Source organism: Actinoallomurus iriomotensis, from assembly GCF_030269445.1.
In the GTDB taxonomy this organism is placed as follows: domain Bacteria; phylum Actinomycetota; class Actinomycetes; order Streptosporangiales; family Streptosporangiaceae; genus Actinoallomurus; species Actinoallomurus iriomotensis.
In genome coordinates this window covers 171689-195534 of the sequence record NZ_BSTJ01000017.1, presented here as the reverse complement: position 1 = coordinate 195534, position 23846 = coordinate 171689, and the positions used below count along the sequence as shown (strand labels likewise).

Below are 23846 nucleotides of genomic sequence, written 5' to 3'. Positions count from 1 at the left end.
GCCCTCGTGCGAGTCGTGGTCATCGGAGCGGGCATCGTGGGCGCCGCCGTCGCGGCCGGACTGACCCGCCGCGGCGCGCGGGTCACGGTGCTGGAGGAGCGCTTCGCCGGCGCCGGCACCACCGGCGCGTCATTCGGCCTGGTCACCGCGGATCACACGGAGTCGGAGCCGTACCACACGCTGGCCCACGCGGCCGTCCACGCCCACCACGCGCTGGGCAGCGACGCGTTCGTGCCGACCGGGCACCTGGTGTGGGCGACGGAGCGAGCGGGCCTGGAGGAGCTGAACCGGCGGGTGGACTGGCTCGCGGGCCGCGACTACGCCGTCGAGTGGATCACCGCCGCGCGGGCCGCCGAGCTGGAACCGGGCCTGGTCCCGCGGCCGGACGGCACCGAGTACGCGCTGTTCCCGGAGGAGGCCCACGTCTTCCCGGCCCGGCTGCTCGGCCGCCTGCTGGCCGAGGCGCGCGCGGGCGGCGCCGACGTCGAGACCGGCGTCGCCGTACGGGAGATCCGGTCGAACGGGTCGGGCGCGAACGTCGTGCTCGCCGACGGCGACGTGCGGACCGCCGACTACGTGGTGAGCTGCGCGGGCCGCTGGACCGGCATGCTGCTGGACGTCGCGACGCTCGATTCGCGCATGCCGGGCGCGCACACGGGCGGCTTCCTGGCGAGCACGACACCGGTGACGGCCCCGCTGTCGCGCGTCCTGTCGACGGACCGCCTGAGCGTACGCCCGGACGGCGGGGGCCGCCTGCTGCTGCGCGCCCCGGACCTGGACGCGGCCGCGGACCCGGCGGTGCCACCGCCGCCCCGGATCGGCGCGGAACTGCTGTCCCGCCTGCCGGAACTGCTGACCGGCACCGACGGCGCCCACGTGGAACAGGTACGCGTCGCCCAGCACGCGGGCCCGTGCCGAGGCCGCACGGCGGCGGGCTTCGTGGACCACGCGTACCGCGTGTACGCGGCGGTGACCCGCGACGGCATCACCCTCGCCCCGCTGCTGGCCGACCTGGTCGCCGGCGAACTGCACGGCACGGAGTCCGCCCTGCTGAGCCCGTTCCGCCCCGGCGCCGAGGTCCTCGCGTTCCCCGGCTAGCCATCCCGACCGGGGCGGGCAGGGAGGACGTCGTTGGAGGCTCGCTACCGCCCGGTCGCGCAGTAGGCGTCCACGGCCGTGTCCCACTGAGCGGTCACGCCAGGCTCATTGTCCGTGACCAGGCTCACGTGGTATTCGTTCTGGGCCACCACGACCTGACGTTCGCCGTCCGCGCTGCTGATCCAGGTGCTCACGTAGCCGAGCACCTCGCCGGTGTGGGTGAACACCTCGCCGCACTTCTTGGTGTCGACCCGCCCCACGCCGAGCGCGTAGTTGGTGAAGCCGCCCACCGTCTCGAGTTCCTGCTGCTGCGCCGGGGGCAGCAGGCGGCCGGAGAACAGGGCCCGGTCGAAGTCCGCCAGGTCGTCCATCGTGGACACGATCGCGCCCGCCGGCCCGAACGCCGAGACGTTGGAGAAGGAGATGTCCCGGACCCATTCGTAGCCGTGCAGCCAGTTCCCGTACAGCTTGGGGTCGTCGGTCGGGAAGGTGGTGTTCTTGAGGCCGAGCGGGTCGATGATCCGGTTCTTCACCTCGGTCGCCGGGTCGTTCCCGGTCACCGCCTTGATGACCATGCCGGCGAGAATGTAGTTCGTGTTCGAGTAGGCGAACTTGTCCAGCGGCGGATTCGAGATGGCGATGTCGACCAGTTTCCGCGGATCCCAGTGCTTGCCGTTGTTCAGATCCGCGATGTATTCGTTGCGGAACGCCGTGTCCGAGATGTAGTCGGGCAGGCGGCTGGTGTGGTTGAGCAACTGCCTGATGGTGATCTTCTTGCCGTCGTTGCCGTTCTTGTTCACCACGCCGGGCAGCCACCGGTCCACGGTGTCGTCGAGCGACAGTTTGTGCTCGGCCTCCAGTTGCAGCAGCACGGTGGAGGTGAACTGCTTGGTGTTGCTGCCGATGCGGAACTGCGCCTTCGGGTCCGCCGGCACCCGCATGAACATGTCTCCCCAGCCCGCATGGGCGTACTCGACCGTGTCGCCGTCGCGGACCATGCCGATGACACCGGGCAGGTTGTCGTCCGACCGCGCTTTCGTCACGCCCGCCTGGAGCACCTCGCCCGGCGTCTGCGCCTCGGCCCGCGCGGCGGTCACACCGGCGGCGCCGGTGATCAATATGGAAAGGGCGATGACCGCCCGGGTACCGGCTCTCCAGAATTTCACCTGCGCCAACCTCCGAAATCGGCCGCTCATAAGCCGCAGTAAAGTTAGCGGCGACCGATTAAATCGGAATGAAATGATGGTTTCAGTGGCGCTGAGTCACCCTCTCCGAAGTCCACGGGACGTATGTCGGGTACGTGGCTGGGCCACACGGGCGCGCATGATGAGTGCGGCGACGTAGTACGTGCACGGCCCGGATCCCGTGTTGGCGTAGCCGTGGGTGACGTCGGCGGCGAAGTAGGCCGAGTCGCCCTCGTTCAGGTCGACGGGCGTGTCGGCGATGGTCAGCCGGAGGGTGCCGGACTCGACGACGACGTACTCGTGGGAGCCCGGGGCGTACGCCGGGAAGCGGCCGGCGTCGCAGTCCGGAGGCAGGGTCGTGCGGATCCACTCGAAGTTCACTCCGGGCACGACCGGCGACAGGACGGTCCGCCGCCATCCTCCCGGCTCGTCGACGCTGTCCTGGTCGGCGGCGCGGCGCACGATGATCCGGGTGTCCTCGGGCTCGGCGACGAGGTCGGCCAGAGACACACCGAGGCCGTCCGCGATGCGGGCCAGGACCACGATCGTCGGGGCCTTCTGCCCGCGCTCCACCGACGACAGCATGCCCACGCTCACGTCGGCCGCCTCGGCCAGCTGCTGAAGAGTCAGGCCCCGGTCGTGTCGCAGCCCCTGGATGCGCACGCCCAACGCCACAAGCATTTCTCTATAATAGCTACGAATTTCACTATAGAGAAACGAGCATGCCGTGGCAGTCCCCGAAGCGGTCATTCGCCCCGCCGTTCCCGCTGATCTGGAGGCCGTGGCCGAGATCTACGCGCACTACGTCTCCGAGACCGTGATCACCTTCGACCAGACCCCGCCGACCGTCGCCGATTGGCAGGGGCGGCTCGACGACCTCGCCGGCCGGGGGCTGCCCTTCCTGGTCGCCGACCTCAACGACGAGGTCGTCGGGTATGCCTACGCCGGCCCGTGGCGCCCCAAGCCGGCCTACCGGTACACGGTGGAGGACTCGATCTATCTCGCCTCGGACCGGACGGGCCGGGGGCTGGGCGGAGCGCTGCTCGGCACGCTGCTGCCCCGATGCGCCCAGGCGGGCATGCGCCAGATGATCGCGGTCATCGCGGACACCGGGAACGGCGCCTCCACCGCCCTGCACGAGCGTTTCGGCTTCGCGCCCGCGGGCCGGCTGACCGGCGTCGGACACAAGCACGGCCGCTCGATCGACACGCTGCTCATGCAGCGGGCCCTGACCACGGATTAGGTCCAGGACTCACGGCCGCGGCTCCGCGACCACGCGCAAAAGGCCCGACGCCCGCACGCTCGGGCCCGTCGCCGTCGACCAGGTCCGGCCGAGACCGTAGCCGCGCACGGCACGGGAGCGACCACAATGGAGGCGTGGGCATCCTGATCGAGGTCGCGCCCGACCTGCGGCTGTTCCTGGCGTCCCGGCACCGGGACGGGCGGGTCGACGCCGCCGTCGACGGCACGTCCTCGCTGGGGCACGTGGTCGAGTCGCTCGGCGTCCCCCTGCCGGAGGTCGGCACGCTGCTCCTGGACGGCGGCCCCGTCGCCGCGTCGCATCGACCCGTCGACGGGGAGCACGTCACCGTACTCGCCGTCTCGCGGCCGCAGCCGACGCCCGATCCGCCCCGGTTCCTGCTCGACGTTCACCTCGGCACCGTCGCCCGGCGGCTACGGCTCGTCGGGGTCGACGCCGCGTACGGCAACGATCTCGACGACGACACCCTCATCGACATGGCCAACGAGCAGCGCAGGATCCTGCTCACCCAGGATCGTGGCATCCTCCGCCGCCGCAAGCTGTGGTTCGGCGCCTTCGTACGCGGGAGCCGGCCCGATGAGCAGTTCGACGACCTTCTCGACCGGTTCGCCCCGCCGCTGCGTCCGTGGACGCGCTGCACCGCCTGCAACGGCCGGCTCGCCCCCGTCGCCAAAGAGGAGATCGAGCACCGCCTCGAACCCGGCACCCGCCGCTGCCACGACGAGTTCGCCCGCTGTCAGGCCTGCGACCGGCTCTACTGGAAGGGCGCGCACCACGAACGGCTGAGGGAGATCGTCAGCGACGCCCGTCGGATGCGCCACGCGTGACCGAGGGGAAGACGCGTCAGCGTGGGTCCCCTGCGGGGATGCGTGCGCGTACGAGGAAGCCGCCGTTCGCCTGCCGGTCGGCGCTGAACTCGCCGCCCAGGGCGTCGACCCGCTCACGGAGCCCGGCGAGGCCTCGCCCGCTTCCGCCAGGAGATGCGGTCCGTGCGCCGGAGCCGTCGGTGCCGACCCGCACGGTGATCTCCTTCTCGCCGTAGCACAGGTGGACCGTGGTGCGGCTGCCGTGAGCGTACTTGAGGGCGTTGGTCAGTGCTTCTTGCACCACCCGGTAGGCCACGAACTCGGCGCTGCCGACCGATTCTGCCCGTTCGCCCTCTTCGGTGAACTCCACGGGCTGCCCGGCCCGGCGGGTCTGTTCCACGAGCGTGTGCAGGTCGCCGACGGATGGGGTGTCGACGGGGGTGTCGTGGTCGGGGTTGAGCAGGTCGAGCAGGTGCCGCAGGTCGGAGATGGCCCGGCGGCCGGTGTCGGTGATGGTGCTCAGGGTCGCGTCGAGGCGGTCGGGCGCGGCGGTCAGATAGCGTGCCGCCTCGGCCTGCACGACCATCGCCGTCACGTGGTGGGTCACGACGTCGTGCAGCTCGCGGGCGATGCGGGTGCGTTCGGCGGTACGAGTCGCCTCGGCCACGCGTAGGCGCTGTTCGGCCTCGGCGGCCCGGGTCGCGCGCAGCCAGGATCCGACCCCCCACACCAGGACCAGCGAGACGTAGAACAGCGCGAATCCGTCCACCTTCTCGGTCCCGCCGAGCAGGTGGAGCGCGACCGCCAGCGACACGAAGCCCAGGCTGAACACGACCGCGGTGACGCGCCGCCGACGTTCCAGATGGGCGCCCACGCTCAGCAGCGCGATGGGCAGCGCGGTGCCCGCCACCTCGTGGTAACCGCGGAGCTGGTCGAGGGCGAAACCGATCGACACCAGGGCCAGGCAGGCGGCCGGCCATCGGCGGCGTACGGCGAGCGGGAGGCCCTCGATGGCGACCGCCGCGAGGGTCAGGGCGTCGAAGGGGCGGGTCGCCAGCCCACCGAGCTGTGTCCCGAAGCCGTGGAACGCCGGAAACAGCGACGCGGCGAACAAGAACAGCGCGAACGGGAAATCCCGGACCGTGACGTCACACCGTCGCCACAGATCCGGGATCCGCCGGTAGTCGATCACTGAGCGACCGTAGCGGTCGTGGCCGCCCGGGCGCCGCGCCGGCGGGGAACGAGGTTGCCGCGCCGGCGGGCCACCCACAGGAACACGATCGTCAGCAGCACGCCGAACGTGACCGCTGACCCGCTCGCCTCCGGCCCGAACTGGCCGCCGGTGATCAGCGCCGGACCCGACGTCACGCCGTGCAGCAGCCCGTCGTTCTGGCCGTTGCCGGAGACCTCCGTGCCGAAGATGGCGGCCTCGGCGAAGTTCCACCCGAAGTGCAGGCCGATCGGCACCCACAGGTTGCGGGTGGCGACGTACGCGGCCGCCAGCGTGCCGCCGGCCTCGATCGCGATGGCGATCGCACCCCACAGAGTGGCGTCCGGGTTGAGCAGGTGGTACGCGCCGAACAGCACGCTGGTCACCACCAGCGCCACCCAGGTGCCGGTGCGTCCCTCGATGATCCGGAACAGCACGCCGCGGAACATCAGCTCCTCGGTCACCGCGGCGGCGGCCATGTAGCCGAACAACCCGACCGGGCCGGTCACCGACCCGAACCCGTCGACCCGGTAGGCCCCGTTGAAGGCGATGTTCCCGATGACGGCGCCGAACCACGCGACGCCGATGAGCACCCCCAGGCCGACGCGAGCGGTGGCGCCCTTGACGGCCACCTCCACCGGCTGGCGGCGCTCGGACCACCGCACCACCTTGGCGTACACGAACAGCGCGAGCACGGCCGTCGCGAGACCGACGACCAGGCACAGAACAGCATTGTCCTGCACCGCGGCCACGAGCTGGCCGCCGATGAAAGCGACCACCATGACGGGCAGCAGCTGCTTCAACAATCGCATGACGATTCCTTCGCGATTTTTCTTTGCGGATTCCGCGGCTGGGAGCGCCGCGGCGATATGGAAACGCTAGGGATTCGCTGGCCGAAAATCGTCACCGTGCGGTGGACAGTCGCTTGTAGCTCGCACGGGGGACAAGCCGCGCCTCCAGGTGTCCACCGTGCGGTGACGATTCCCGGGCCGTCGGATCAATAGCGTTCTCCACATCGCTTTCTCACTGGAGGAAAATATGAATCCCACGTTCAAGGCATCCGCCGTGATGGCACTGTGCTGCGCCGTGACCGGCACGGGGCTGGTCGGCTGCAAAGACGTCTCAGACGCGCATACGAAATCATCTGTAACGAAAATCGACGGCCGGACGGTGAACGTCTCCTGCTCGGGCAAACCGATGAAACACAAGCCCGTCATCGTCTTGATGCCCGGGCTGGGCGATGGGCTGGAGAAGATGGCCGGCATCCAGAAGACCCTGAGCGAGAAGAACCGTGTCTGCTCCTACGACCGGCTCGGCGAAGGCGCGAGCGACCAGCCGGACGGCCCGCAGACCTTCGCCGGCAGCGGGAAGATCCTCACCGGGGTCATCGACCGGGTCGCCGGTCACCGGCCGGTCGTGCTGGCCGGGCACTCGCTGGGCGGGATGATCGCCGCCAGGTACGCCCCCGGCCACCGGGACAGGGTCAAGGGCGTGGTCCTGATGGACGCCACATCACCGACCTCGGTCGCCGACGTCACCAACGCGATCCCCGAGTCCGCCACCGGCCCGGCGGCCGAACTGCGCGCGCAGACCCTCCAGGTCGACCGGGGCGACAACCCGGAGAAGCTCCTCATCACCGACGGGAAGGTCCGCTCGGCCGGCGACATCCCGGTAGCGGTGATCCAGCATGGGAAGAAGTACCTCGCGGCCTTCCCCGAGTACGGACCCCGCCTGGAGGAAGACTGGGCCAAGGGTCAGCGCGAATGGCTCGCGATCTCCCACCACAGCAAGCTGATCACGGCCACGAACAGCGAACACTACATCTACGTCGACCAGCCCGACCTCGCCGTCAAGACCATTCAGCGCGTCACCTCCGAAGCCGCGCGCTGAGCGGTTGAACCGCCGGGCGTTCCCTTCCGTATGCCGAAGAAGGGGTTGGTCTGCGTCACCACAGCGGAGGAGAACGAGGCATTGCTGTCGGATCAGTCGACGAGCGCACGAGCCGAATGGCAGTCCTGCCGGGCGAGGACCCGCTGTACGCGCGGCGCCCGGTACGTCACCGGGGCGGACATCGTCCGGATCTCCCGTACGCTCGCCCTCGAACCGTGGAAATTCACGCAGACCGCGCCCGCCACGGTCGGCGACCCCACCGGCATCGTCCTCGACAAGGGCCGCCGCCGCGTCACCCTCAAGCTCGCCAACGCCGCCCACGGATGCGTCTTCTCGATCCGTACGCCCAGCGGCGCCGCCTGCTGCGGCCTCGGAGACGTCGCCCCCGTCGCGTGCCGGATGTTCCCGATCGATCCGAAGGACGGCGTTCCGACGGTACGTCCCGAACGCACCTGCGACTGCCATGAGTGGAAGCTGGAGGATCTGGACCGGGGGGCGGTGGTCAAGGCCATGAGCACCTGGACGGCCGACCGTGACCACTGGTTCGAACTCGTGGAGCGGTGGAACGCGCTGGCGGCCGACTCCGACGAGGAGTCCGACATCAAGGATTTTCAGCGCTACCTGCTCGAAGCACAGAGCGCCCGCGAGGCCGGCGCGGGATGGCCCGAGGATGTGACGGCATGAGCAGCGGTCCCAACGTCGCCGGATGCGCCGGTTGCGCCGCCAGGTGCTGCCGCAAGTACCAGGTCGGGATAACCCCCAGGGATGTCCGGGTACTCGCCGAGGGCACCGCCATGCATCCCAGCGACTTCGTCCGGCTGCTGGACACCGACAAGGAGGGCTTCCGCCTCCGGCCGGGCGGACCCGCGAAAAAGCTCTACCTGCAACGATCGGCGGACGACAGCGGCTGCGTGTTCCTCATGGAGATCGCCTCCGGCGAGGCCCGCTGCGGCGTGTACGCCCACCGTCCGCTCGTGTGCAGCACCTTCCCCATGAGCCTGCGGGGCGGCGTGGTGACGGTCCGGGAGAACGTCGTCTGCGGCCCCGACTCCTGGAACCTGTTCGCGATGGACCTCCCCAACAGCCGACGTGAACTCACCCTCGACAACGCGGCCCGCGCCGAACACCGAGAGATCATCCGGGTCTGGAACAAGCGGATCGACGCCTCCGGCCGGGAAGCGACACCTTACGATCTCTACGACTTCCTGCTGAGGTACACCCCCGAAACGGCGGCGCAAGCTCAAGAAGACTGAACGCCGCCACGCATTACGACCCTGATCTCGACACAGTCGGAGTTGTTGCCCTGCGAACGACTCGACTTACGCCAGCCGTCAGACTCGGTCATGTCATTGCCTCCATGGCGGTTTCCATCAGACGCCGAGACAGTTTTACGGGGAGCGCCTGGTCTCCGATGCGATCGTAATTGACCATCATCCGTTCCACACCCTTCGCCCCCCTGTCGAGCCTCCCACCGCCCTGGGCTTCGAGGTACGCGACCGTGTCGCTCTCCGTCTCGATGACCTCGAAAGATCCGTCCAGTCCAAGGTGCTCGCCGACATCGATGGGCACCACGCGGATACTCACGTTCGGTCGCTCGCCCGCCTCCAAGAGGTACGCGAGTTGCGCACGCATGACCGCTTTGCCACCCACAGGTCGGGACAGGATTCCCTCATCCAGCAGGACGGACAGCCGCGGAGGCGGGTCACGGTCCAACACGTGTTGCCGTTCCATACGCATTTTGACCGCCGCGTCCACATCCGGCACGCCGCCGGCGATCAGGAACGCCCGTGCGTAGTCGGGTGTCTGGAGCAGGCCAGGAACCACGAGCGCCTCGTAGGCGCGAATGATCTTGGCGCGGCGCTCGTACCGCAAGAACTGCAGGAACCAGCCCGAATCATGTTGCTGGTTCGCGTGGGTGACCAGGCGTTCGAAGTGGCCGCACGTGTCCCACGCGCTGTCTAATTTTCGGGCGTGCTCGATATCCAGTGGGCGGAGGCCCGATTCGTAGTTGTGTACAGCGGATCGGCGCACATTCAGGATGCGGCCCACATCGGCCTGCGACATGCCGTGCGCGAGGCGATATCTCCTTAGGTCGAAGGCCACCCAGTCATGAAGTGATCCCAAGGGATCCAGCTCGTCGGCGAGCGCCATGCGACACCTCCCCGTACACGATTTTTTTGTGTACGACACAGGCTACACATTGAATGTCACGCTCGTCGGTAATTCCACTTCACAGCGGAGATGGGCGATCCCATGAACGCACACATATCGGAAAGGCCGGTTGCGGCCGTGGAGTTCGGCGACGACGGCGTCCGGACTCTTCGTCAAAGACGCCACCGCGCCCGGTGAGGCGCGTACGTGGGTCGCGGCGTATTTCCTCGCCCACGGCCGGGCCGACGTCATTCCCGACGCACGGATCCTCGTGAGCGAGCTGGTGACCAACGCGCTACGAGAAGAGGCGTTGTTCGAGGTCAACGGCGGTGCCGCCATCGGTTTGACGATCACCCGGGGCCCGCTCGCGTACCGCGTCGGCGTGTACGACGGCAACCCCGATCCCCCGCCGGCACCTCCGGAATTTCCCGCTCTGGACGCCGAGGCGGGGCGCGGCCTGGTGCTGGTCGCCGCGATCGCGACGCAGTGGGGCTCGACGCCCGCCACCGACCCCGCGACCGGCCGCCAGGGCAAATACGTGTGGTTCGAACTGCCGCGCACGGCGTCCGATGAGTAAGGACATGGCGCCCCACTTCGACGATCTGCTCACGCCACGTGAGGCGGCGGCGCTGCTGGGCGTACGGACCACCACGCTCGCCCGGTGGGCAAGGGACGGGATCATCAAGCCCGCCGTCCACACCCCCGGCGGCCATCGCCGCTATCGGCGCGGCGAGGTACTGACCCTACGGACCGACAACACCACCGAACGACGGATCGACGAAGACGCGGCCCGGCTCTACGACCAAGGCTGGCCGATTCGCCGGGTGGCCGCCGAGTTCGGCGTGAGCTACGGCATGATGCGCCGCATCCTCATCAGGCAGACGGCGCTGCGAAGTCATGCACGGCCTCGTCATAGTGCCGCTGAGCCGCCATGACCTCGGGGGTGTGTGCCGAGATCCAGCGGACCAGTTGGGCGAACGGGCGGGACAGGCCCCGGCCCAGCTCGGTCAGCTCATAGCTGACCTGTGGCGGGGTGGTCGGCTCCACGGTGCGCTCGACCATCCCGTCGCGGACCAGGGTCCGGAGCTTCGCGGAGAGCATCTTCTCGCTGATGCCCTCGATGCGCTCGCGCAGTTCGAAGAAGCGCATCGGCCCAGGCGTCAAGGCGGCGAGGATCAGCGGCACCCATCGTCCGGTGACATGTTCCATCACCTCCCGCCCAGGGCAGGCGCTGTGAAACGTGTCACTGATCCACCGGGCGTCGCTCTCGTCCACCTGCTCACCTACCGCGGTCGCATGGGCTTACCAAAAGGTACGTACTTACAAAGGGTAAGCCCAGAACCTAATGTCTCCCGCGTCTTCGTACGACGAGCAGGGAGAGGCAAGATGAACAGCAAGCGGGTAGCGCTGGTCAGCGGAGCCGGCCGGGGAATCGGGGCCGCGACCGCGCGCGAGTTGGGCCGGCTCGGCTATCACGTGATCGTCAACTATCTGCGCGACGCCGAGTCCGCGAAGCTGGTGGTCGAGCAGATCGGCGACGCGCAGGCGATCTCGGCCGACGTGACCGACGAGGCTCAGGTCACCGCGCTGGTGGACCGGGTGGTCGCCGAGCACGGGCGGATCGACGTGCTGGTGGGCAACGCCAACACCGTGGCACCGCCGTTCGGCCCGCTGGAGCACGTCCCGTGGGAGGCGTTCGAGGCCAAGGTGAGCGGCGAGCTGGCCGGGCTCTACCACCTGACCCGGCGCGTGCTGCCGGTCATGCGCCGGCGGCGGTCCGGCCGGATCGTCTACGTCTCCGCCACCGCGGCCGAGCTGATCATCGGCAGTGCCGCCCACTCCACGGCCAAGGCCGCCGTGAACGCTTTCGTCCTGCAGGTCGCCGGCGAGGCCATACGGGACGGCGTCACCGTCAACGCCGTCGCCCCGGGCGCGGTCGGTACCGATGCCACCGCTGAGGTGTTCACCGACGGCATCCGGCGCCACTTCGGCGACCGGTCCGTGACCGGCACAATGCTGCGGCCGCAGGACCTGGCTCGCCCGATCGCCGCGCTCGTGGACGGCGCGTTCGCCGCGGTCACCGGCCAGGTGATCCCCGTCGATGGCGGATACCCTCTGCTGAGCCAGTTGCTGGACGGCCTGCCGGCCCGGTTCCGCGATGACGCGGTCAGTCGCTGAACTTCAGGTGTGAGCCGGTGATCCGCAGGGCGATCCCCTTCGAGGACACTTTCAGGCTCTTGAACTTCAGGCCCATCGGCAGGCCCGTCACCGGGACCGTGAAGTCGAGGTCGTCGCCCAGGTCCGACAGCGGGAAGCCCTCCACCGACACCGCGTGCACCCGTATGCCGTTGCCGACCTTCGTGACCTGGGCCGTCGCGGTCGCGGTCGCGACCTCCAGGTCCACGTCCGCCTTGACCGTGTCGGGGCCCGCGGCGGTCAGTGACAGGTCGGGTTGGCCGGCGGCCTTGGTCAGTGCGCCGAACGACACCGTCGCCGTGCCGTCCACGCTGCCGATCGTGCCCGAGCGGAAGCCCGAGTCCACCCGTACGTCGCGGGCGTCGCCGTCGATGGTGCTGATCGTCAGCGGACCCTCCCGTACGTCGTGGGCGGTCATGCGGGCGTGCGGGAAGTGGCGGCGCAGCACCTGGGTCAGGAACGGGAAGCCGTAGATCGTGACGTCGGGGCGGGCGCCGAAGCCCTCCTTCTGCACCTCGGAGGCGATCCGGCGCTCGGCGTACGCCGCCGCGACGCGGTCGCCGGCGACGGCGATCCCGGCCAGCACCAGAATGACGATCACCAATACCACGGGCCAGCGGCGCCTCCTCCGTCTCGCGGGGAGGTCCGGGCGCGTCGAATCCGACGAGAATGTGCTCATCGCGGTCTCGCACTGCGGGCCAGCATGTCATTCACCCAATTTCACCGATGGCCTGCCGTCAATAGCCAAAATATGCCACGCGGGAAAGATGGGCGTTCGAGGTTATTGCTCTACACTGCGGTGCTATGACGGTCGAGGGCTCCGTCTCATCCGTGGCTCCCCCGGCGCTCGTCGTGCGGACCACGGGGACGGTCCGTACGCTCCAGCCCGGTGGGTCCTATCAGGTCGGCCGCGATCCGGCCGCCGACATCACTGTGGACGATGCCCGGGTGTCGTGGCGGCACGGTGTGCTGCGCACCGATGACAACGGCTGGATCTTCGAGGACCTGGGCAGCACCAACGGCACGTTCGTTGGCGGCCACCGGATCCGGCGCGCGGGCATCGAGGGCGAGATCCTCCTCTCGCTGGGCCACGTGACGAGCGGTGTCCAGTTGGCCTGCTCGGTTCCGCCGATGATGGACCAGCGGACCGGCGTCGACCGTGAGCCGACCTCGATCATCCAGGTACGGACCCGGCGGCTGCGGATCGGCCGCGCGCCCGACAACGACATCGTGCTGCCCGATCTGATCGTCTCCCGGTACCACGCGGAACTGCGTGAGGTCGCCGGCGGCCAGCACGAGATCGTCGATCTGGGCGGCCATAACGGCACCTTCGTCAATGGGCGACGCGTCACTTCGGCGGTGCTGAACAATACTGACATCGTCGGTATCGGACGCGCCACTTTTCGCCTGGTCGGGAATGAACTAAGGGAATTCGACGACACCGGCGACGTCTCGCTGATCGCCCAGGATCTCGTCGTACGGACCGCCAAGGGCAAGGTCCTGCTCGACCACGTGAGCTTCCCGATCCCGGAGCGGTGCCTCGTCGGCGTCATCGGTCCGAGCGGCGCGGGCAAGTCCACCCTGCTCGGCGCGGTGACCGGCACGCGTCCGGCCACCGAGGGCAGCGTCCAGTACGACCACCGCGACCTCTACACGCACTATCCGGAGCTGCGGCACCGCATCGGCCTGGTTCCGCAGGAGGACATCCTGCACACCCAGCTGCCCACGCGGCGGGCGCTGCGGTACGCCGCGGAGCTGCGGTTCCCCGGCGACACCAGCGGGGCCGAACGCGACCGCCGCGTGGATGAGGTGCTGGAGGAGCTGGGCCTGACGCCGCACGCGCAGACGCGCGTCGACCGGCTGTCCGGCGGCCAGCGCAAACGCGTGAGCGTGGCGCTCGAACTCCTGACCAAGCCGTCGCTGCTGTTCCTGGACGAGCCGACGTCCGGCCTGGACCCCGGGCTGGACAAGTCCGTCATGGAGATGATGCGCGACCTCGCGCACGACGGCCGCACCATCGTCGTCGTGACGCACAGCGTCGCCAACCTCGACACCTGCGACCGGCTGCTCGTCCTCGTCCCCGGCGGGCGGGTGGCCTTCTACGGGCCGCCGTCGGAGGGGCTGACGTTCTTCGGCAAGAACAGCTGGGCCGAGGTCTTCCAGGCGTTCGACCGCGAACCGGGCCGCGACTGGGCCACGGAGTTCCAGGTCTCGCCGCTGTACGCCCAGTACGTCGTGTCCGGTCTCGACGGCGGGCTGAACGGGCGGAGGCGCGACGTGTCGCCGCCGTCCAAGCCGCCACGCCGGCAGGGCCGCCTGGCCCAGCTCGGCACGCTGTGCCGCCGCTACCTGGCCGTCATCGGCTCCGAACGCAGCTACCTCGCGGTGCTCGGCATCCTGCCGGTCGTGGTCGGCGCGCTGATCCGCGCGGTGCCGGCCCAGTACGGCCTGGCCGGGCCGCCGGGCAAGAACGCCGACGCCGCCTCACTGCTGCTGACGCTGGTCATCGGCGCGGTCTTCGTCGGCGCCGCCAACGCCGTACGCGAACTGGTCAAGGAGCGCGCCATCTACCGGCGCGAACGCGCGGCGGGCCTGTCGTCAGGCGTCTACCTGCTGTCCAAGATCCTCATCCTCGGGCTGATCACCGGTGTCCAGTCCGTGCTGCTGGTCATCATCGGCATGGCGGGCCGCCGGATGCCGGCGCACGGCGCGGTGACCTCTCCGCTTCTCGAACTGATCCTCGCGATGGCCGGGCTGGCGATCGTGTCGATGGCGATGGGTCTGCTCATCTCGGCGGCGGTGAGCACGTCGGAGAAGACCATGCCGCTGCTGGTGCTGGTGTCGCTGGCGCAGGTCATCCTGTGCGGTGCGCTGGTCGCGCTGCCCGGCAAGATCGGCCTCGAACAGCTCGCCTGGCTCGCGCCCTCCCGCTGGGGCATGGCCGCCACCGCCGCGACCGTCGACCTGAACCACCTGCAGCCGCCGCTGCACGACACCCCGCCCGACTCGCTGTGGCGGCACACCCGAGCGGCGTGGATCAAGGACATGGGCGTGCTGGCCGGCCTCGGCCTGACCTTCCTCGTCATCGCCTGGTGGCGCCTCGAACGCCTGCGCCCCGGCCGCCGTACCCGGCTCTGACCGGCGGGCCGCTCAACGGCGGATCCGGGCGATCCGCACCCGCTCACCGTCCGCCGATGAACGCGGATGCGGGGACGAACAGCTCATGCCCGGTGGTGAAGCGAACGCGCACTCCGGCGGCCGTCCACTCGGACGTCCGAACCGCGAAGGTTCCGCCGAAGGTGGGTGTGATGTCGACCATGTGTCCGTAGGACAGGCTCGGATCGCTGCCGATCACAAGGTGGTACGACGTGCCGTGGAGCAGTGCCCGTTCGCGGTAGAGACCCAGGTGGTGTTCGGTCCCGTCCTTTTAGCCAGTTCCGCCCCGGCTCATGGTCAGGTCGTCGGAGGCTGCGAATCCCGGCGGCGCAGGGTGAGCAGGGCGACGTCGTCCGCCACGATCTCGCGGCCGATGAGGGACAACATCACCTCGGCGCAGACTCTCTCAGGCGGACCCGGCACGACCGCTTCGCACAACCGGCGAAGGTTCGTGTCGATCGGCACGTCCCGCCGCTCGATGAGCCCGTCGGTGTAGAAGCACAGCACGGCCCCGGCGGGGATCTCCACCGTGGCCACGTCGCGCCGCGGATCGGGATCGATCCCGATGAGGACACCGGACCGCAGATCGACCGTGTCGCTGGGGCCGTCCGGGACGGACAGGACCGGCGGCCAGTGGCCGGCCGAGGCGATCCTCGCCCACTCCAACCGCGGATGGCACACGGCGTACGCCACCGTGGCGATGGCGCCGGGTTCGAAGTGCTGCATCTTGCGGTCGAGCTTGTCCAGGACCGCCGCCGGATCGCTGGTCTCCAGCGCGTACGCCCGGAGGGCGCTGCGCATGCGGCCCATCACCACCGCGGCGTTCAGCCCGTGCCCGGCGACGTCGCCCATCACCACGCCCAGCTCGCCGGAGGGAAGGGTGAACACGTCGTACCAGTCTCCGCCGACCGTGGACGCGCCCGGGCTGTAGCGCGCCGCCATCTCGACGCCGGGAATGTGGGGAAGGGCGGTGGGTACCAGGCTTTGCTGGAGCGCACCGGCCGCGGCACGCTCCGCGCCCATCGTCAGGGACCGCGCCGCCTGCGCGGCCCGGTCGGCGGCGAGTTGCAACAGCGCGATCTCGTGGTCGGTGAAGTGCCGGGGGTTGAACTTGCCGACGTGCAGCACGCCCACCAGTTCGCCTTCGGCCACGAGGGGCACACCGAGCAGCGAGTGGAGGCCGCGCTGCACCAGCAGCGGGTTGACCACGTGCGCGGAGTCGACCGTCTGGAGCTGCACCGGCTTTCGCTCGGCCGCCACCCGCCCGGCGAAGCCCTGGCCGACCGGGACGACCACGCGCTGGCGCACCTCCTCCTCGATCCCCTTCGCCGCGGTCGCGACGAGCCGCGTTCGGGATGAGTCGACCAGCAGGACGACGGCCGTGTCGACGTCAAGGATCTCGCGAAGTCGCTCCAACAGCTCGTTGAGCAGGTCTTCACTCGTCATCAGGGACAGTGCGGTGTCGGTGATCGACTGAATCTGTCGCAGTCGATCCTCCGCCGCGGACCCGATGCCAGAAGACGTTGCCACCCGACAAGAGTAGGTGGTGCTCATACGTCCCGTTGCCTCCTGCCTGCGCCTCCGGAATCGCCGTTACTGGACCGTCGCAGTCGACTGCGGAGCGTGACGAAACAGGCGTCTCTCTGTTACCGCAGGCCACTCTGAGCGAGGGCGATCCGGAGCCGTCGCAGCCGTACCGGGTCGGCGATCACGTCCACGGCGGTCACGCGGTCGCCGTCGACCTCGACCCGCAGGACGAGCAGCAGCCGCCCACGCGGGGCGACGACGAGGCCGATCTCGCCGTCCACCAGCGCCAGGTCGGCGACGCGTGCCCTGGCCGTGTTGGTGAGCGTCTCCTCGGCGATCCGCCGCGCTCCCCGTACCTCGCCCTCGCCGCCCGGCGCGACGCGATCCGTCCGCCGTACGACGTCCGGGGCCAGCACCGCGAGCAGCGCCTCCAGGTCACCGGCGCGCGAGGCGGCGAGGAAGGCGCCCACGATCTCCCGCTGCCGTACGAGGTCGGCGGCGGGAACGGCGGGCGTGCCGTGCATCCGCCGGCGGGCGCGGCTCGCGAGTTTCTTGGCCGCGACCGTCGACCGCTCCAGGATCGCGGCGATGTCGGTGAACGGCACGGCGAACAGGTCGTGGAGGACGAACGCGACGCGTTCCGCGGGGCCGAGCGTGTCGAGCACGACGAGGAGGGCGAGCCCGACGGATTCGGCCAGCACCGCCTCGTCCTCCGGGTCGGCGCCGGGCGCGGACGACGCGACCGGCTCGGCGGTGAGCTCCTCGCCCCGGCGCCGCCGGACCCGGAGCATGTCGAGGCAGACCCGGCCGACGATCGTGGTCAGCCAGCCCGTCACGTTGGCGATCTCGCCGATGTCGGTGCGGGAGGCTCGCAGCCAGGTCTCCTGAACCGCGTCGTCGGCCTCGTCGAGCGAGCCGAGCATGCGGTACGCGACCGCCCGCAGATGGCCGCGGTCGGTGTCGAACCGCTCCGCCAGCCGTACTTCCGTCTCCATGGGTCACCTTTCCGCGCCAGGCGTCGTCATAGCGGTGACCGAAGAGAAGAGGACTGATGATCCACTACGAGAACGGCGCGGCGCGGCGCGCACCATCCTATGGGGGAGCTCGATGACCGGCTTGCTGCACCTGGACTCGAGCCATTCCGGCGACTCGGTGAGCAAGCGGCTGAGCTCGCTGTTCGCCGAGACCTGGCGGGAGCGGAACGGCGAGGCCGGGTACCGGTACCGGGACCTGGCCGCCGACCCGGTCCCGCTGATCAGCCCGGCCTACTGCGCTCTGGGCCGCCGGGTCGAACGGCACGGCTACGTCTCCCCCGCCAAGGTTCCGTCGCTGGTGGAGGGCGCGGCGGAGGAACGCGAATGGGCGCTGACACTGCCGCTGATCGAGGAGTTGCTGGCGGCGGACACCGTGCTGGTCGGCGGCCCGATGTACAACTTCTCGGCGTCGGCCTCGCTCAAGGCATGGATCGACCGGGTGACCTTTCCGGGCGCGTACGCCGACCCGGACAGCGGGGAAAGCCTGCTGCGCGGCACGAGAGTCGTCGTGGTCACCGCGCGGGGCGGGGCGTACGGGCCGGGCACGCCCCGCGAGGGGTTCGACTTCCAGGAGCCCTACCTGCGGACCTACTTCACCAACCTCGGTGTGGCCGAGGAGGATCTGGCGTTCGTGCACGCCGAGATGACCCTGGCGAGCCTCGTGCCGGACCTGGCCCATCTGCAGCCGGTCGCGGAACGCTCGCTGGCGGCGGCGCGGGCGGCGATCACCGACCTGGTGGCGCGGTCCTGATCCGCGCATTCCCCTCACGTGCTCGTCTCTCAGCGGCGTCGAGTGCGGGGGTGAGCGGTGCGAGCGCGGCCCGGAGCAGGTCCGGTAGCGAGCCGGACGGCACGACGAGCCCGCCGGCCGTGGAGGCCTCGGTGGTCGTCCCCAGCCACTGTTCGAGCGCGACGCGAACCGCGGCGGCCACGCTCGCCGCGAGCACGCGGGCGGTGTTCGGGTCGGTGTCGCCGAGGCGTTCGGCGATCGCGTCGGCAAGGGGATTTTCGACCGCGGCCGCGGCGTCGACGAACGTGTCGCGCAGCGCGGGGCGGGTGGTGATCAGGAGCAGCGCGTCGCGACCGGGTCCGCCCGTGGCGGTGTACTGATCCACGATCGCCTCGATGACGGCCTCGGCGAGGCCGTCATCGGCGGACCGGTCGGCCACCGCCTCCGCGACCCGCGCTTCCCGCTCACCGGTGACGGCGGCGACGATCGCCTGTTCTCGGCTGGAGAAGTAGTTGTTGTAGGTCCTCGGTGAGACTCCGGCGGCCTCGGCGATGTCGTCGACGCGCACGTTCTCCGGTCCACGCTCGAGAGCCAACCGGAGTGCCGCCGCGCGCAACGCCTCTCGGGTGGCCTGCTTCTTCTGCTCGCGCAACCCCGTCCGTCTCGTCGTCACCGTCCCAGCCTCCCAGCTTTGATGCGTGCACGCAAACTTGCGTGCACGCACTTTTCTTCCTAACCTGAGCCACATGATCACAGATGTCGTCATCGTCGGCGGCGGCCCGAACGGGCTGATGCTGGCCTGCGAGCTGAGCCTGGCGGGAGTCAGGCCGGTCGTGCTGGAGCGGCTGCCGGAGATGAGCGAGGAACCGAAGGCCAACGGACTGCTCGGCCAGGTCGTGAGAATGCTCGACCACCGGGGGCTGCACGAACGCCTCAGCGGCAGCCCGGAACCGCCGCAGCCGAACTCCGGGTACTTCATGTTCGGCGCGATGGGCCTGGACCTGAGCCTGCTGGAGAGCAGCCCCGTCCATGCCCTGCCGGTCCCGCAACGACGCATCGTGCAGGTCCTCCAGGAGCGCGCCGCCGAACTGGGCGTGGAGATCCGGAGGGGCCACGAGGTCGTCGGCCTGTCGCAGGACGACGACGCGGCGACCGTCGACGTCGCGGGCCCGAGCGGGGCGTACCAACTGCGCGCCCGGTTCCTGATCGGCGCGGACGGGGCACACAGCACTACCCGCAAACTCTCCGGCATCGGGTTCCCCGGCATCACCTACGACCGGATGACCGTCCGCTCAGCGCACGCGACGGTCCCGGCGGACTGGGTCGACTCCGCGACCGGTGCGCTGCACGTGCCCGGCTACGGCGCCGTTTCACCGTTCCTGCCCCACCGCACCGAGCACGGCGGGTTCTCGTACGCGCCGCTGCCCGGCCACCCTCCGTTGATCAGCGCCACCGAGTGGGGCCGCTCCGAGAGCGACACTCCGATGAGCCTCGACGAGTTGCGGGCGAGCATCCGCCGCGTGCTCGGCGTCGACGTGCCGCTCGGTCCGCCCGACGGCGAGGGGCCGCACGTGCTGCGCCGGCTCACCGGCGGCAACACCCGAGTCGCCGAACGGTTCTCCGCCGGCCGGGTGTTCCTGGTCGGTGATGCCGCCCATGTGTACGGTGCGACGGGGGGAGGACCCGGGCTCAACCTCGGTCTGCAGGACGCGGTCAATCTCGGTTGGAAGCTCGCCGCCGTGATTCGCGGCAGCGCCCCGCCTGGACTGCTGAACAGCTATGAGACGGAGCGGCGAACGGCCGCCGACCGCATGATCATGAACGCGCAGGCGCAGTCGGCCCTGATCGCTCCCGGCAGTGACGTCACCGGACTGCGCGCGTTGTTCGCCGAACTGCTCCGCGACCGGAGCACCGTGCAGCGCCTCGCGGAACTCACGGCAGGCGCCGACGTCCGCTACGACATGGGCGAACCCGGAGCGCACCCGCTGACCGGCCGGTTCGCCCCGGACATCGAACTGCACACCCCGACCGGACCGGTCCGGCTGGCCGAGCTGACCAGAACCGCACGCCCCCTGCTGCTCGACCTGACCGAAGACGCATCGCTGGCGGAGACGCCCACCCTGCGGCACGGCCAGGTCGACATCGTCACCGCACGCCCGCAGGCCCTCGCGCCCACCGCCCTGCTCCTTCGACCGGACTGCTTCGTGGCCTGGGCGTCCGCGTCACCCCGACCCGATGCCACGGAGCTGGCGGCGCTCCGGGCGGCCTTGCAGCGGTGGTTCGGGGGTGATCTCAGTGCATGCCCATCGCCATCATGACGATGAGGCCGCCCACGTGGATCACGAAGACGAAGACGAGCAGTGTCACGAACAGGAACGTCGCCGGACCGTGTTCGAAGACGCGGCCCTCCTTCAGCGGCTTCTGACTCGCCTGCCGCGCCGCGATCCGCTCCTCGAATGACATGCGGGCCATGAGTCCTCCGGGCGAATTTGTACCCTAATGATTTGTACACCAACTATCATAGGGAGCATCCCGCCGTACTCGGAGGCTTCCGTGAGTGACGTTCGCGACATCGATGACCCGCTGGCGCTCGAGCGTCAGGTGTGCTTCGCGCTGGCGGTGGCGTCGCGCAACGTCATCGCGGTCTATCGGCCGTTGCTGGAGCCGATGGGCCTGACCCACCCGCAGTACCTGGTGATGCTGGCGCTCTGGGAGCGGTCGCCGTTGTCCGTGAAGGAGCTCAGCGGGCTGCTCCAGCTCGACCCGGGCACCCTGTCTCCGCTGCTCAAGCGCCTGGAGGCCAGTGGTTACGTCCGGCGTGGCCGCGACAGCGGCGACGAGCGGGTGCTGGCCGTCACGCTGACCGACGCGGGCCGCGCGCTGCGCGCGGAGGCGGAGAAGATCCCGCCGACGATCGTGGCGCGGCTCGGCATGGAGATCACCGAGCTGGAGGACCTGCACGGCGCCCTGACCCGGCTCATCGCCGCCGCGAAGAACGCCGTACGCTGACGGGCCGGCCGCACCCGCGACCGGCCCGCCGGCGGAGCGCTCAGCTCAGGTCGCGCCGCCGGAAGCCGGCCAGCCCGGCCGCGGTCAGCAGCCCCGCGACCACGACCAGCCCCACGACCGGCATCGTCCGCATCGGCGCGCCCGGCAGCTTCGGCACGTGGGTGTACGGCGACAGGTCCATCGCCCACTGCTTGAGCTTCAGCAGCGGGCCGAGCTCGCCCAGCAGTAGGAACAGCCCGAGCAGGCCCCACGCCGCCGCGGCGAGCCGCGGCGCGAGACCGAACAGCGCCACCGTGATCCCGGCGAGGACCCAGACCGCCGGCAGCTGCACGATCGCGCTCCAGAAGATCCGCGGGAACTGGCCGCCCAGATCGTGGCTGCGCAACCCGTGGACCAGACCCACGATGACGCCTTCGAGGGCCATCAGGACCGCGGGCCCGACGACCGCGAACAGCACGTGCCCCGCCGCCCAGCCGGCCCGGCCGACCTTCGTCGCCAGAATGGGCTCGGCGAGCCGGCCGGTCTCCTCCGAGCGCAGCCGGAGCACGGCCTGCACCGCGTACGCCGAGGCGAACAGCGCCATGAGGCTCATCGCCACGTTCGTGAAGGCGTCGACCATCGCCTGCCCGCCGCCGAGCTTCTCCAGCACGTCGCGTCCGCTCTTGCCGCCGACCATGTCCTCGACGTTCGCCGTCACACCGCCGATCGCCGCGCCGTACACGACGAAGCCGGCGGCCCAGGCCAGCAGCGAGCCGCGCTGCAGTCGCCAGGCGAGCCCGAGCGGACCGGCCAGGCCGGCGCCCGCCTCGGCCGGGCCGAGCCGGTCGGGCAGCAGCCCGGCGCCAATGTCCCGTCGGCCGACGAGCGCGAACGCCGCTGCGACGCAGACGGCGGAGAACACCACCGGGATGAGGAGCACCCACCAGTCGTCTCCCGCGTACGGCCGCAGGTGGGACACCCAGCCGAACGGCGAGAGCCACAGTAGCCAGGTCGGCCCGTCGTGGCCGCCCGCGTCGCCGCCCGCGCGGATCAGATAGCACAGACCCAGGAACGCGATGGCCAGCCCGCTCGCCGTACGGGAGGTCGTGGTGAGCTGCGCGGTGACGGCCGCGACGGCGGCGAACACCAGGCCGACCGCGAACCAGCCGAGCGCGAAGGCGATCGAGCCGGCGGCGGGCAGGCCCAGGGCGACGAGGCCGATGGTCACGAGCACCGCGAGCACCAGATTGGTGGTCACCACGGTGATCAGCCCCGCGGTGAGCGCGGCGTACCGTCCGACGACGCCGGCGCTCACCAGTTCGAGACGGCCGGACTCCTCGTCGCCGCGCGTGTGGCGCACAGTGAGGAGAAGGGCCACCACGCCGACGAAGGCGGAGGCGACCCCGCCGACCTTCCACAGGCTCACCGACCCGACCGAGGCCGCGTCCTGCACCGGCCCGTACAGCGCCAGCATCGAGGGGTTCTTGTTCACCGACGCGGCGAAGTCGACGCGTTTGTGCAGGGTGTCGAAGGCGGCCCGGCTGCTGTAGGCCGTGCCGATCGCGGTGACGGCGAAGAGGTAGATCCAGAAGGGCACCGCGACGCGGTCGCGGCGGAAGGCCAGCTTGGTGAGCAGCCCCGTGCCCGCGAGCGCGTTCACTCCGCCGCCGCCGTCTCGTCCTCGTAGTGGCGGAGGAACAGCTCCTCCAGCGTCGGCGGCCGGCTGATCAGGCTCCGCACGCCCGCCTCGGTCAGCCGCGCGAGCACGCCGTCCAGCTTGGGGGTGTCGACCTCCAGGCTCACGCGCCGGCCCTCGATCTTCGCGTTGTGCACGCCGGGCAGGTCGGCCAGGCCGTTCGGCGGGTTGGCCAGCTCGACCGAGATCGAGGTGCGGGTGAGGTGGCGCAGGTCGGCCAGGGAGCCGGACTCGACCGTACGGCCCTTGCGGATGATGCTGACCCGGTCGCACAGCGCCTCGACCTCGGACAGGATGTGGCTCGACAGCAGGACGGTACGGCCGCTGTCGCGCTCCTCCTGCACGCATCGCTGGAAGACCTCTTCCATCAGCGGGTCCAGCCCGGAGGTCGGCTCGTCCAGGATGAGCAGCTCGGCGTCGGAGGCGAGCGCCGCGATCAGCGCGACCTTCTGCCGGTTCCCCTTGGAGTACGCCCGGCCCTTCTTGCGCGGGTCGAGCTCGAACCGCTTCAGCAGCTCGGCCTTCCGCTTGGCGTCCTGCCCGCCGCGCAGCCGCCCGAGCAGATCGATGACCTCGCCGCCGGACAGGTTCGGCCACAGGGTGACGTCGCCCGGGACGTACGCGATGCGGCGGTGCAGTGTGGCGACGTCGCGCCAGGGGTCACCGCCGAGCAGGCTCACCTCGCCGGCGTCGGCCTTCAGCAGACCCAGCAGGACACGGATGGTGGTCGACTTGCCGGCGCCGTTCGGGCCCAGGAAGCCGTGCACCTCGCCCGTCTGGACGGTGAGGTCCAGCCCGTCCAGCGCGCGGGTCCGGCCGAAGCTCTTCACCAGGCCGGATACGGATATGGCGTCTGTCATGTTCGTGAAGGTACACTAGTTTCACAAATTCGTGAAGCCAGTGAATCCGTATAAAGTAG

At 70.0% G+C, this 23846-nt stretch carries 28 protein-coding genes; 13 read left to right on the top strand and 15 right to left on the bottom strand.

What is annotated here, in order from left to right; all coding sequences use genetic code 11:
* Window positions 1-6: 6 nt before the first annotated feature.
* The gene (locus tag QSK37_RS46910; RefSeq protein ID WP_285635271.1) at window positions 7-1098 is read left to right on the top strand and encodes an NAD(P)/FAD-dependent oxidoreductase; all 1092 of its coding nucleotides are present in this window, start codon (window positions 7-9) and stop codon (window positions 1096-1098) included.
* A gap of 44 nt (window positions 1099-1142) precedes the next feature.
* On the opposite strand, the gene QSK37_RS46905 is transcribed toward QSK37_RS46910, so the two are convergent.
* Together QSK37_RS46905 and QSK37_RS46900 are read right to left on the bottom strand one after the other, a co-directional pair.
* Entirely contained in the window at window positions 1143-2264 is a 1122-nt protein-coding gene (locus tag QSK37_RS46905) for a serine hydrolase domain-containing protein (RefSeq protein ID WP_285635269.1), read from the bottom strand.
* 96 nt (window positions 2265-2360) lie between these two features.
* Window positions 2361-2963 (bottom strand): helix-turn-helix domain-containing protein, encoded by a 603-nt coding sequence (locus tag QSK37_RS46900; RefSeq protein ID WP_285635266.1) that lies wholly within the window; start codon window positions 2961-2963, stop codon window positions 2361-2363.
* Between the two features lie 46 nt (window positions 2964-3009).
* Between QSK37_RS46900 and QSK37_RS46895 the strand changes: the two genes are divergently transcribed.
* The gene (locus QSK37_RS46895) at window positions 3010-3525 is read left to right on the top strand and encodes a GNAT family N-acetyltransferase (protein ID WP_285635263.1); all 516 of its coding nucleotides are present in this window, start codon (window positions 3010-3012) and stop codon (window positions 3523-3525) included.
* Window positions 3526-3659: 134 nt separating this feature from the next.
* On the top strand, window positions 3660-4370 hold the full coding sequence (locus QSK37_RS46890; protein ID WP_349498051.1) for a Mut7-C RNAse domain-containing protein: 711 nt from the start codon (window positions 3660-3662) through the stop codon (window positions 4368-4370).
* A 16-nt stretch (window positions 4371-4386) separates the two neighbouring features.
* Here QSK37_RS46890 and QSK37_RS46885 read toward each other — a convergent pair whose 3' ends face one another.
* Together QSK37_RS46885 and QSK37_RS46880 are read right to left on the bottom strand one after the other, a co-directional pair.
* A complete protein-coding gene (locus QSK37_RS46885; RefSeq protein ID WP_285635260.1) occupies window positions 4387-5541 on the bottom strand; it encodes a sensor histidine kinase in 1155 nt (384 codons plus the stop codon).
* Window positions 5538-6371: a CPBP family intramembrane glutamic endopeptidase gene (locus QSK37_RS46880; protein ID WP_285635257.1), complete on the bottom strand. Its 834-nt coding sequence runs from the start codon at window positions 6369-6371 to the stop codon at window positions 5538-5540. The genes QSK37_RS46885 and QSK37_RS46880 overlap by 4 nt, the downstream gene beginning before the upstream one ends.
* 385 nt (window positions 6372-6756) lie before the next feature.
* On the opposite strand from QSK37_RS46880, the gene QSK37_RS46875 reads away from it, so the two are divergent.
* The 3 genes from QSK37_RS46875 to QSK37_RS46865 all read left to right on the top strand — a co-directional run bounded on the left by QSK37_RS46875 (window position 6757) and on the right by QSK37_RS46865 (window position 8702).
* Window positions 6757-7449 carry an alpha/beta fold hydrolase gene (locus tag QSK37_RS46875; RefSeq protein ID WP_349498050.1) on the top strand — a complete coding sequence of 231 codons (693 nt, stop codon included), beginning with the start codon at window positions 6757-6759 and terminating at the stop codon, window positions 7447-7449.
* An 81-nt stretch (window positions 7450-7530) separates the two neighbouring features.
* Window positions 7531-8133 (top strand): hypothetical protein, encoded by a 603-nt coding sequence (locus tag QSK37_RS46870; protein ID WP_285635251.1) that lies wholly within the window; start codon window positions 7531-7533, stop codon window positions 8131-8133.
* On the top strand, window positions 8130-8702 hold the full coding sequence (locus QSK37_RS46865; protein WP_285635248.1) for a YkgJ family cysteine cluster protein: 573 nt from the start codon (window positions 8130-8132) through the stop codon (window positions 8700-8702). Before QSK37_RS46870 ends, QSK37_RS46865 begins: the two co-directional genes overlap by 4 nt.
* Here the strand turns inward: QSK37_RS46865 and QSK37_RS51985 are convergent.
* On the bottom strand, window positions 8690-8794 hold the full coding sequence (locus QSK37_RS51985) for a DUF397 domain-containing protein (protein ID WP_432705671.1): 105 nt from the start codon (window positions 8792-8794) through the stop codon (window positions 8690-8692). The two genes, QSK37_RS46865 and QSK37_RS51985, sit on opposite strands and share 13 nt — an antisense overlap.
* Window positions 8791-9600, bottom strand: a complete 810-nt coding sequence (locus QSK37_RS46860; RefSeq protein WP_285635245.1) for a helix-turn-helix domain-containing protein — start codon at window positions 9598-9600, stop codon at window positions 8791-8793. The genes QSK37_RS51985 and QSK37_RS46860 overlap by 4 nt, the downstream gene beginning before the upstream one ends.
* 130 nt (window positions 9601-9730) lie before the next feature.
* On the opposite strand from QSK37_RS46860, the gene QSK37_RS46855 reads away from it, so the two are divergent.
* Window positions 9731-10177, top strand: a complete 447-nt coding sequence (locus tag QSK37_RS46855) for an ATP-binding protein (RefSeq protein WP_285635242.1) — start codon at window positions 9731-9733, stop codon at window positions 10175-10177.
* The gene (locus tag QSK37_RS51570; RefSeq protein WP_349498049.1) at window positions 10170-10535 is read left to right on the top strand and encodes a helix-turn-helix domain-containing protein; all 366 of its coding nucleotides are present in this window, start codon (window positions 10170-10172) and stop codon (window positions 10533-10535) included. Before QSK37_RS46855 ends, QSK37_RS51570 begins: the two co-directional genes overlap by 8 nt.
* Here the strand turns inward: QSK37_RS51570 and QSK37_RS46845 are convergent.
* Window positions 10474-10875 carry a winged helix-turn-helix transcriptional regulator gene (locus tag QSK37_RS46845; RefSeq protein WP_285635238.1) on the bottom strand — a complete coding sequence of 134 codons (402 nt, stop codon included), beginning with the start codon at window positions 10873-10875 and terminating at the stop codon, window positions 10474-10476. The genes QSK37_RS51570 and QSK37_RS46845 overlap by 62 nt on opposite strands.
* 111 nt (window positions 10876-10986) lie before the next feature.
* Here QSK37_RS46845 and QSK37_RS46840 point away from each other — a divergent pair, with 111 nt between their 5' ends.
* Window positions 10987-11778, top strand: a complete 792-nt coding sequence (locus tag QSK37_RS46840) for an SDR family NAD(P)-dependent oxidoreductase (protein ID WP_285635235.1) — start codon at window positions 10987-10989, stop codon at window positions 11776-11778.
* On the opposite strand, the gene QSK37_RS46835 is transcribed toward QSK37_RS46840, so the two are convergent.
* Window positions 11768-12397 (bottom strand): LmeA family phospholipid-binding protein, encoded by a 630-nt coding sequence (locus tag QSK37_RS46835; protein ID WP_285635233.1) that lies wholly within the window; start codon window positions 12395-12397, stop codon window positions 11768-11770. The genes QSK37_RS46840 and QSK37_RS46835 overlap by 11 nt on opposite strands.
* A 203-nt stretch (window positions 12398-12600) precedes the next feature.
* Between QSK37_RS46835 and QSK37_RS46830 the strand changes: the two genes are divergently transcribed.
* Window positions 12601-14934: an FHA domain-containing protein gene (locus QSK37_RS46830; RefSeq protein ID WP_285635230.1), complete on the top strand. Its 2334-nt coding sequence runs from the start codon at window positions 12601-12603 to the stop codon at window positions 14932-14934.
* A 43-nt stretch (window positions 14935-14977) separates the two neighbouring features.
* Here the strand turns inward: QSK37_RS46830 and QSK37_RS46825 are convergent, their stop codons facing one another.
* The 3 genes from QSK37_RS46825 to QSK37_RS46815 form a co-directional block, all read right to left on the bottom strand.
* The gene (locus QSK37_RS46825; RefSeq protein WP_285635227.1) at window positions 14978-15115 is read right to left on the bottom strand and encodes a hypothetical protein; all 138 of its coding nucleotides are present in this window, start codon (window positions 15113-15115) and stop codon (window positions 14978-14980) included.
* Between the two features lie 134 nt (window positions 15116-15249).
* Window positions 15250-16482, bottom strand: coding sequence for a PP2C family protein-serine/threonine phosphatase (locus tag QSK37_RS46820; protein ID WP_285635224.1), 1233 nt, complete (start codon window positions 16480-16482; stop codon window positions 15250-15252).
* A 116-nt stretch (window positions 16483-16598) separates the two neighbouring features.
* Complete coding sequence (locus QSK37_RS46815) at window positions 16599-17474, bottom strand: sigma-70 family RNA polymerase sigma factor (RefSeq protein WP_285635221.1); 876 nt, start codon at window positions 17472-17474, stop codon at window positions 16599-16601.
* Window positions 17475-17586: 112 nt separating this feature from the next.
* Here QSK37_RS46815 and QSK37_RS46810 point away from each other — a divergent pair, with 112 nt between their 5' ends.
* A complete protein-coding gene (locus tag QSK37_RS46810; RefSeq protein ID WP_285635218.1) occupies window positions 17587-18264 on the top strand; it encodes an FMN-dependent NADH-azoreductase in 678 nt (225 codons plus the stop codon).
* Here QSK37_RS46810 and QSK37_RS46805 read toward each other — a convergent pair.
* Window positions 18239-18916 (bottom strand): TetR/AcrR family transcriptional regulator, encoded by a 678-nt coding sequence (locus QSK37_RS46805; RefSeq protein ID WP_285635215.1) that lies wholly within the window; start codon window positions 18914-18916, stop codon window positions 18239-18241. The genes QSK37_RS46810 and QSK37_RS46805 overlap by 26 nt on opposite strands.
* 73 nt (window positions 18917-18989) lie before the next feature.
* Between QSK37_RS46805 and QSK37_RS46800 the strand changes: the two genes are divergently transcribed.
* A complete protein-coding gene (locus QSK37_RS46800; protein ID WP_285635211.1) occupies window positions 18990-20561 on the top strand; it encodes an FAD-dependent monooxygenase in 1572 nt (523 codons plus the stop codon).
* Here the strand turns inward: QSK37_RS46800 and QSK37_RS46795 are convergent.
* Window positions 20536-20715 (bottom strand): hypothetical protein, encoded by a 180-nt coding sequence (locus QSK37_RS46795; protein WP_285574641.1) that lies wholly within the window; start codon window positions 20713-20715, stop codon window positions 20536-20538. The genes QSK37_RS46800 and QSK37_RS46795 overlap by 26 nt on opposite strands.
* Window positions 20716-20796: 81 nt before the next feature.
* Between QSK37_RS46795 and QSK37_RS46790 the strand changes: the two genes are divergently transcribed.
* A complete protein-coding gene (locus QSK37_RS46790) occupies window positions 20797-21252 on the top strand; it encodes a MarR family winged helix-turn-helix transcriptional regulator (RefSeq protein WP_285635208.1) in 456 nt (151 codons plus the stop codon).
* A 40-nt stretch (window positions 21253-21292) separates the two neighbouring features.
* Here the strand turns inward: QSK37_RS46790 and QSK37_RS46785 are convergent, their stop codons facing one another.
* Together QSK37_RS46785 and QSK37_RS46780 are read right to left on the bottom strand one after the other, a co-directional pair.
* Window positions 21293-22891, bottom strand: coding sequence for an ABC transporter permease (locus QSK37_RS46785; protein WP_285635205.1), 1599 nt, complete (start codon window positions 22889-22891; stop codon window positions 21293-21295).
* Complete coding sequence (locus tag QSK37_RS46780; RefSeq protein ID WP_285635202.1) at window positions 22888-23787, bottom strand: ABC transporter ATP-binding protein; 900 nt, start codon at window positions 23785-23787, stop codon at window positions 22888-22890. Before QSK37_RS46780 ends, QSK37_RS46785 begins: the two co-directional genes overlap by 4 nt.
* Between the last annotated feature and the right edge of the window lie 59 nt (window positions 23788-23846).

Bases quoted from the DNA above. Each gene is read 5' to 3' on its own strand.
- QSK37_RS46900 (WP_285635266.1), bottom strand. From the start codon at position 2,963: ATGCTTGTGGCGTTGGGCGTGCGCATCCAGGGGCTGCGACACGACCGG.
- QSK37_RS46880 (WP_285635257.1), bottom strand. From the start codon at position 6,371: ATGCGATTGTTGAAGCAGCTGCTGCCCGTCATGGTGGTCGCTTTCATC.
- QSK37_RS46875 (WP_349498050.1), top strand. From the start codon at position 6,757: ATGAAACACAAGCCCGTCATCGTCTTGATGCCCGGGCTGGGCGATGGG.
- QSK37_RS46865 (WP_285635248.1), top strand. From the start codon at position 8,130: ATGAGCAGCGGTCCCAACGTCGCCGGATGCGCCGGTTGCGCCGCCAGG.
- QSK37_RS51985 (WP_432705671.1), bottom strand. From the start codon at position 8,794: ATGACCGAGTCTGACGGCTGGCGTAAGTCGAGTCGTTCGCAGGGCAAC.
- QSK37_RS46860 (WP_285635245.1), bottom strand. From the start codon at position 9,600: ATGGCGCTCGCCGACGAGCTGGATCCCTTGGGATCACTTCATGACTGG.
- QSK37_RS51570 (WP_349498049.1), top strand. From the start codon at position 10,170: ATGAGTAAGGACATGGCGCCCCACTTCGACGATCTGCTCACGCCACGT.
- QSK37_RS46840 (WP_285635235.1), top strand. From the start codon at position 10,987: ATGAACAGCAAGCGGGTAGCGCTGGTCAGCGGAGCCGGCCGGGGAATC.
- QSK37_RS46830 (WP_285635230.1), top strand. From the start codon at position 12,601: ATGACGGTCGAGGGCTCCGTCTCATCCGTGGCTCCCCCGGCGCTCGTC.
- QSK37_RS46825 (WP_285635227.1), bottom strand. From the start codon at position 15,115: ATGGTCGACATCACACCCACCTTCGGCGGAACCTTCGCGGTTCGGACG.
- QSK37_RS46815 (WP_285635221.1), bottom strand. From the start codon at position 17,474: ATGGAGACGGAAGTACGGCTGGCGGAGCGGTTCGACACCGACCGCGGC.
- QSK37_RS46810 (WP_285635218.1), top strand. From the start codon at position 17,587: ATGACCGGCTTGCTGCACCTGGACTCGAGCCATTCCGGCGACTCGGTG.
- QSK37_RS46800 (WP_285635211.1), top strand. From the start codon at position 18,990: ATGATCACAGATGTCGTCATCGTCGGCGGCGGCCCGAACGGGCTGATG.
- QSK37_RS46795 (WP_285574641.1), bottom strand. From the start codon at position 20,715: ATGGCCCGCATGTCATTCGAGGAGCGGATCGCGGCGCGGCAGGCGAGT.
- QSK37_RS46780 (WP_285635202.1), bottom strand. From the start codon at position 23,787: ATGACAGACGCCATATCCGTATCCGGCCTGGTGAAGAGCTTCGGCCGG.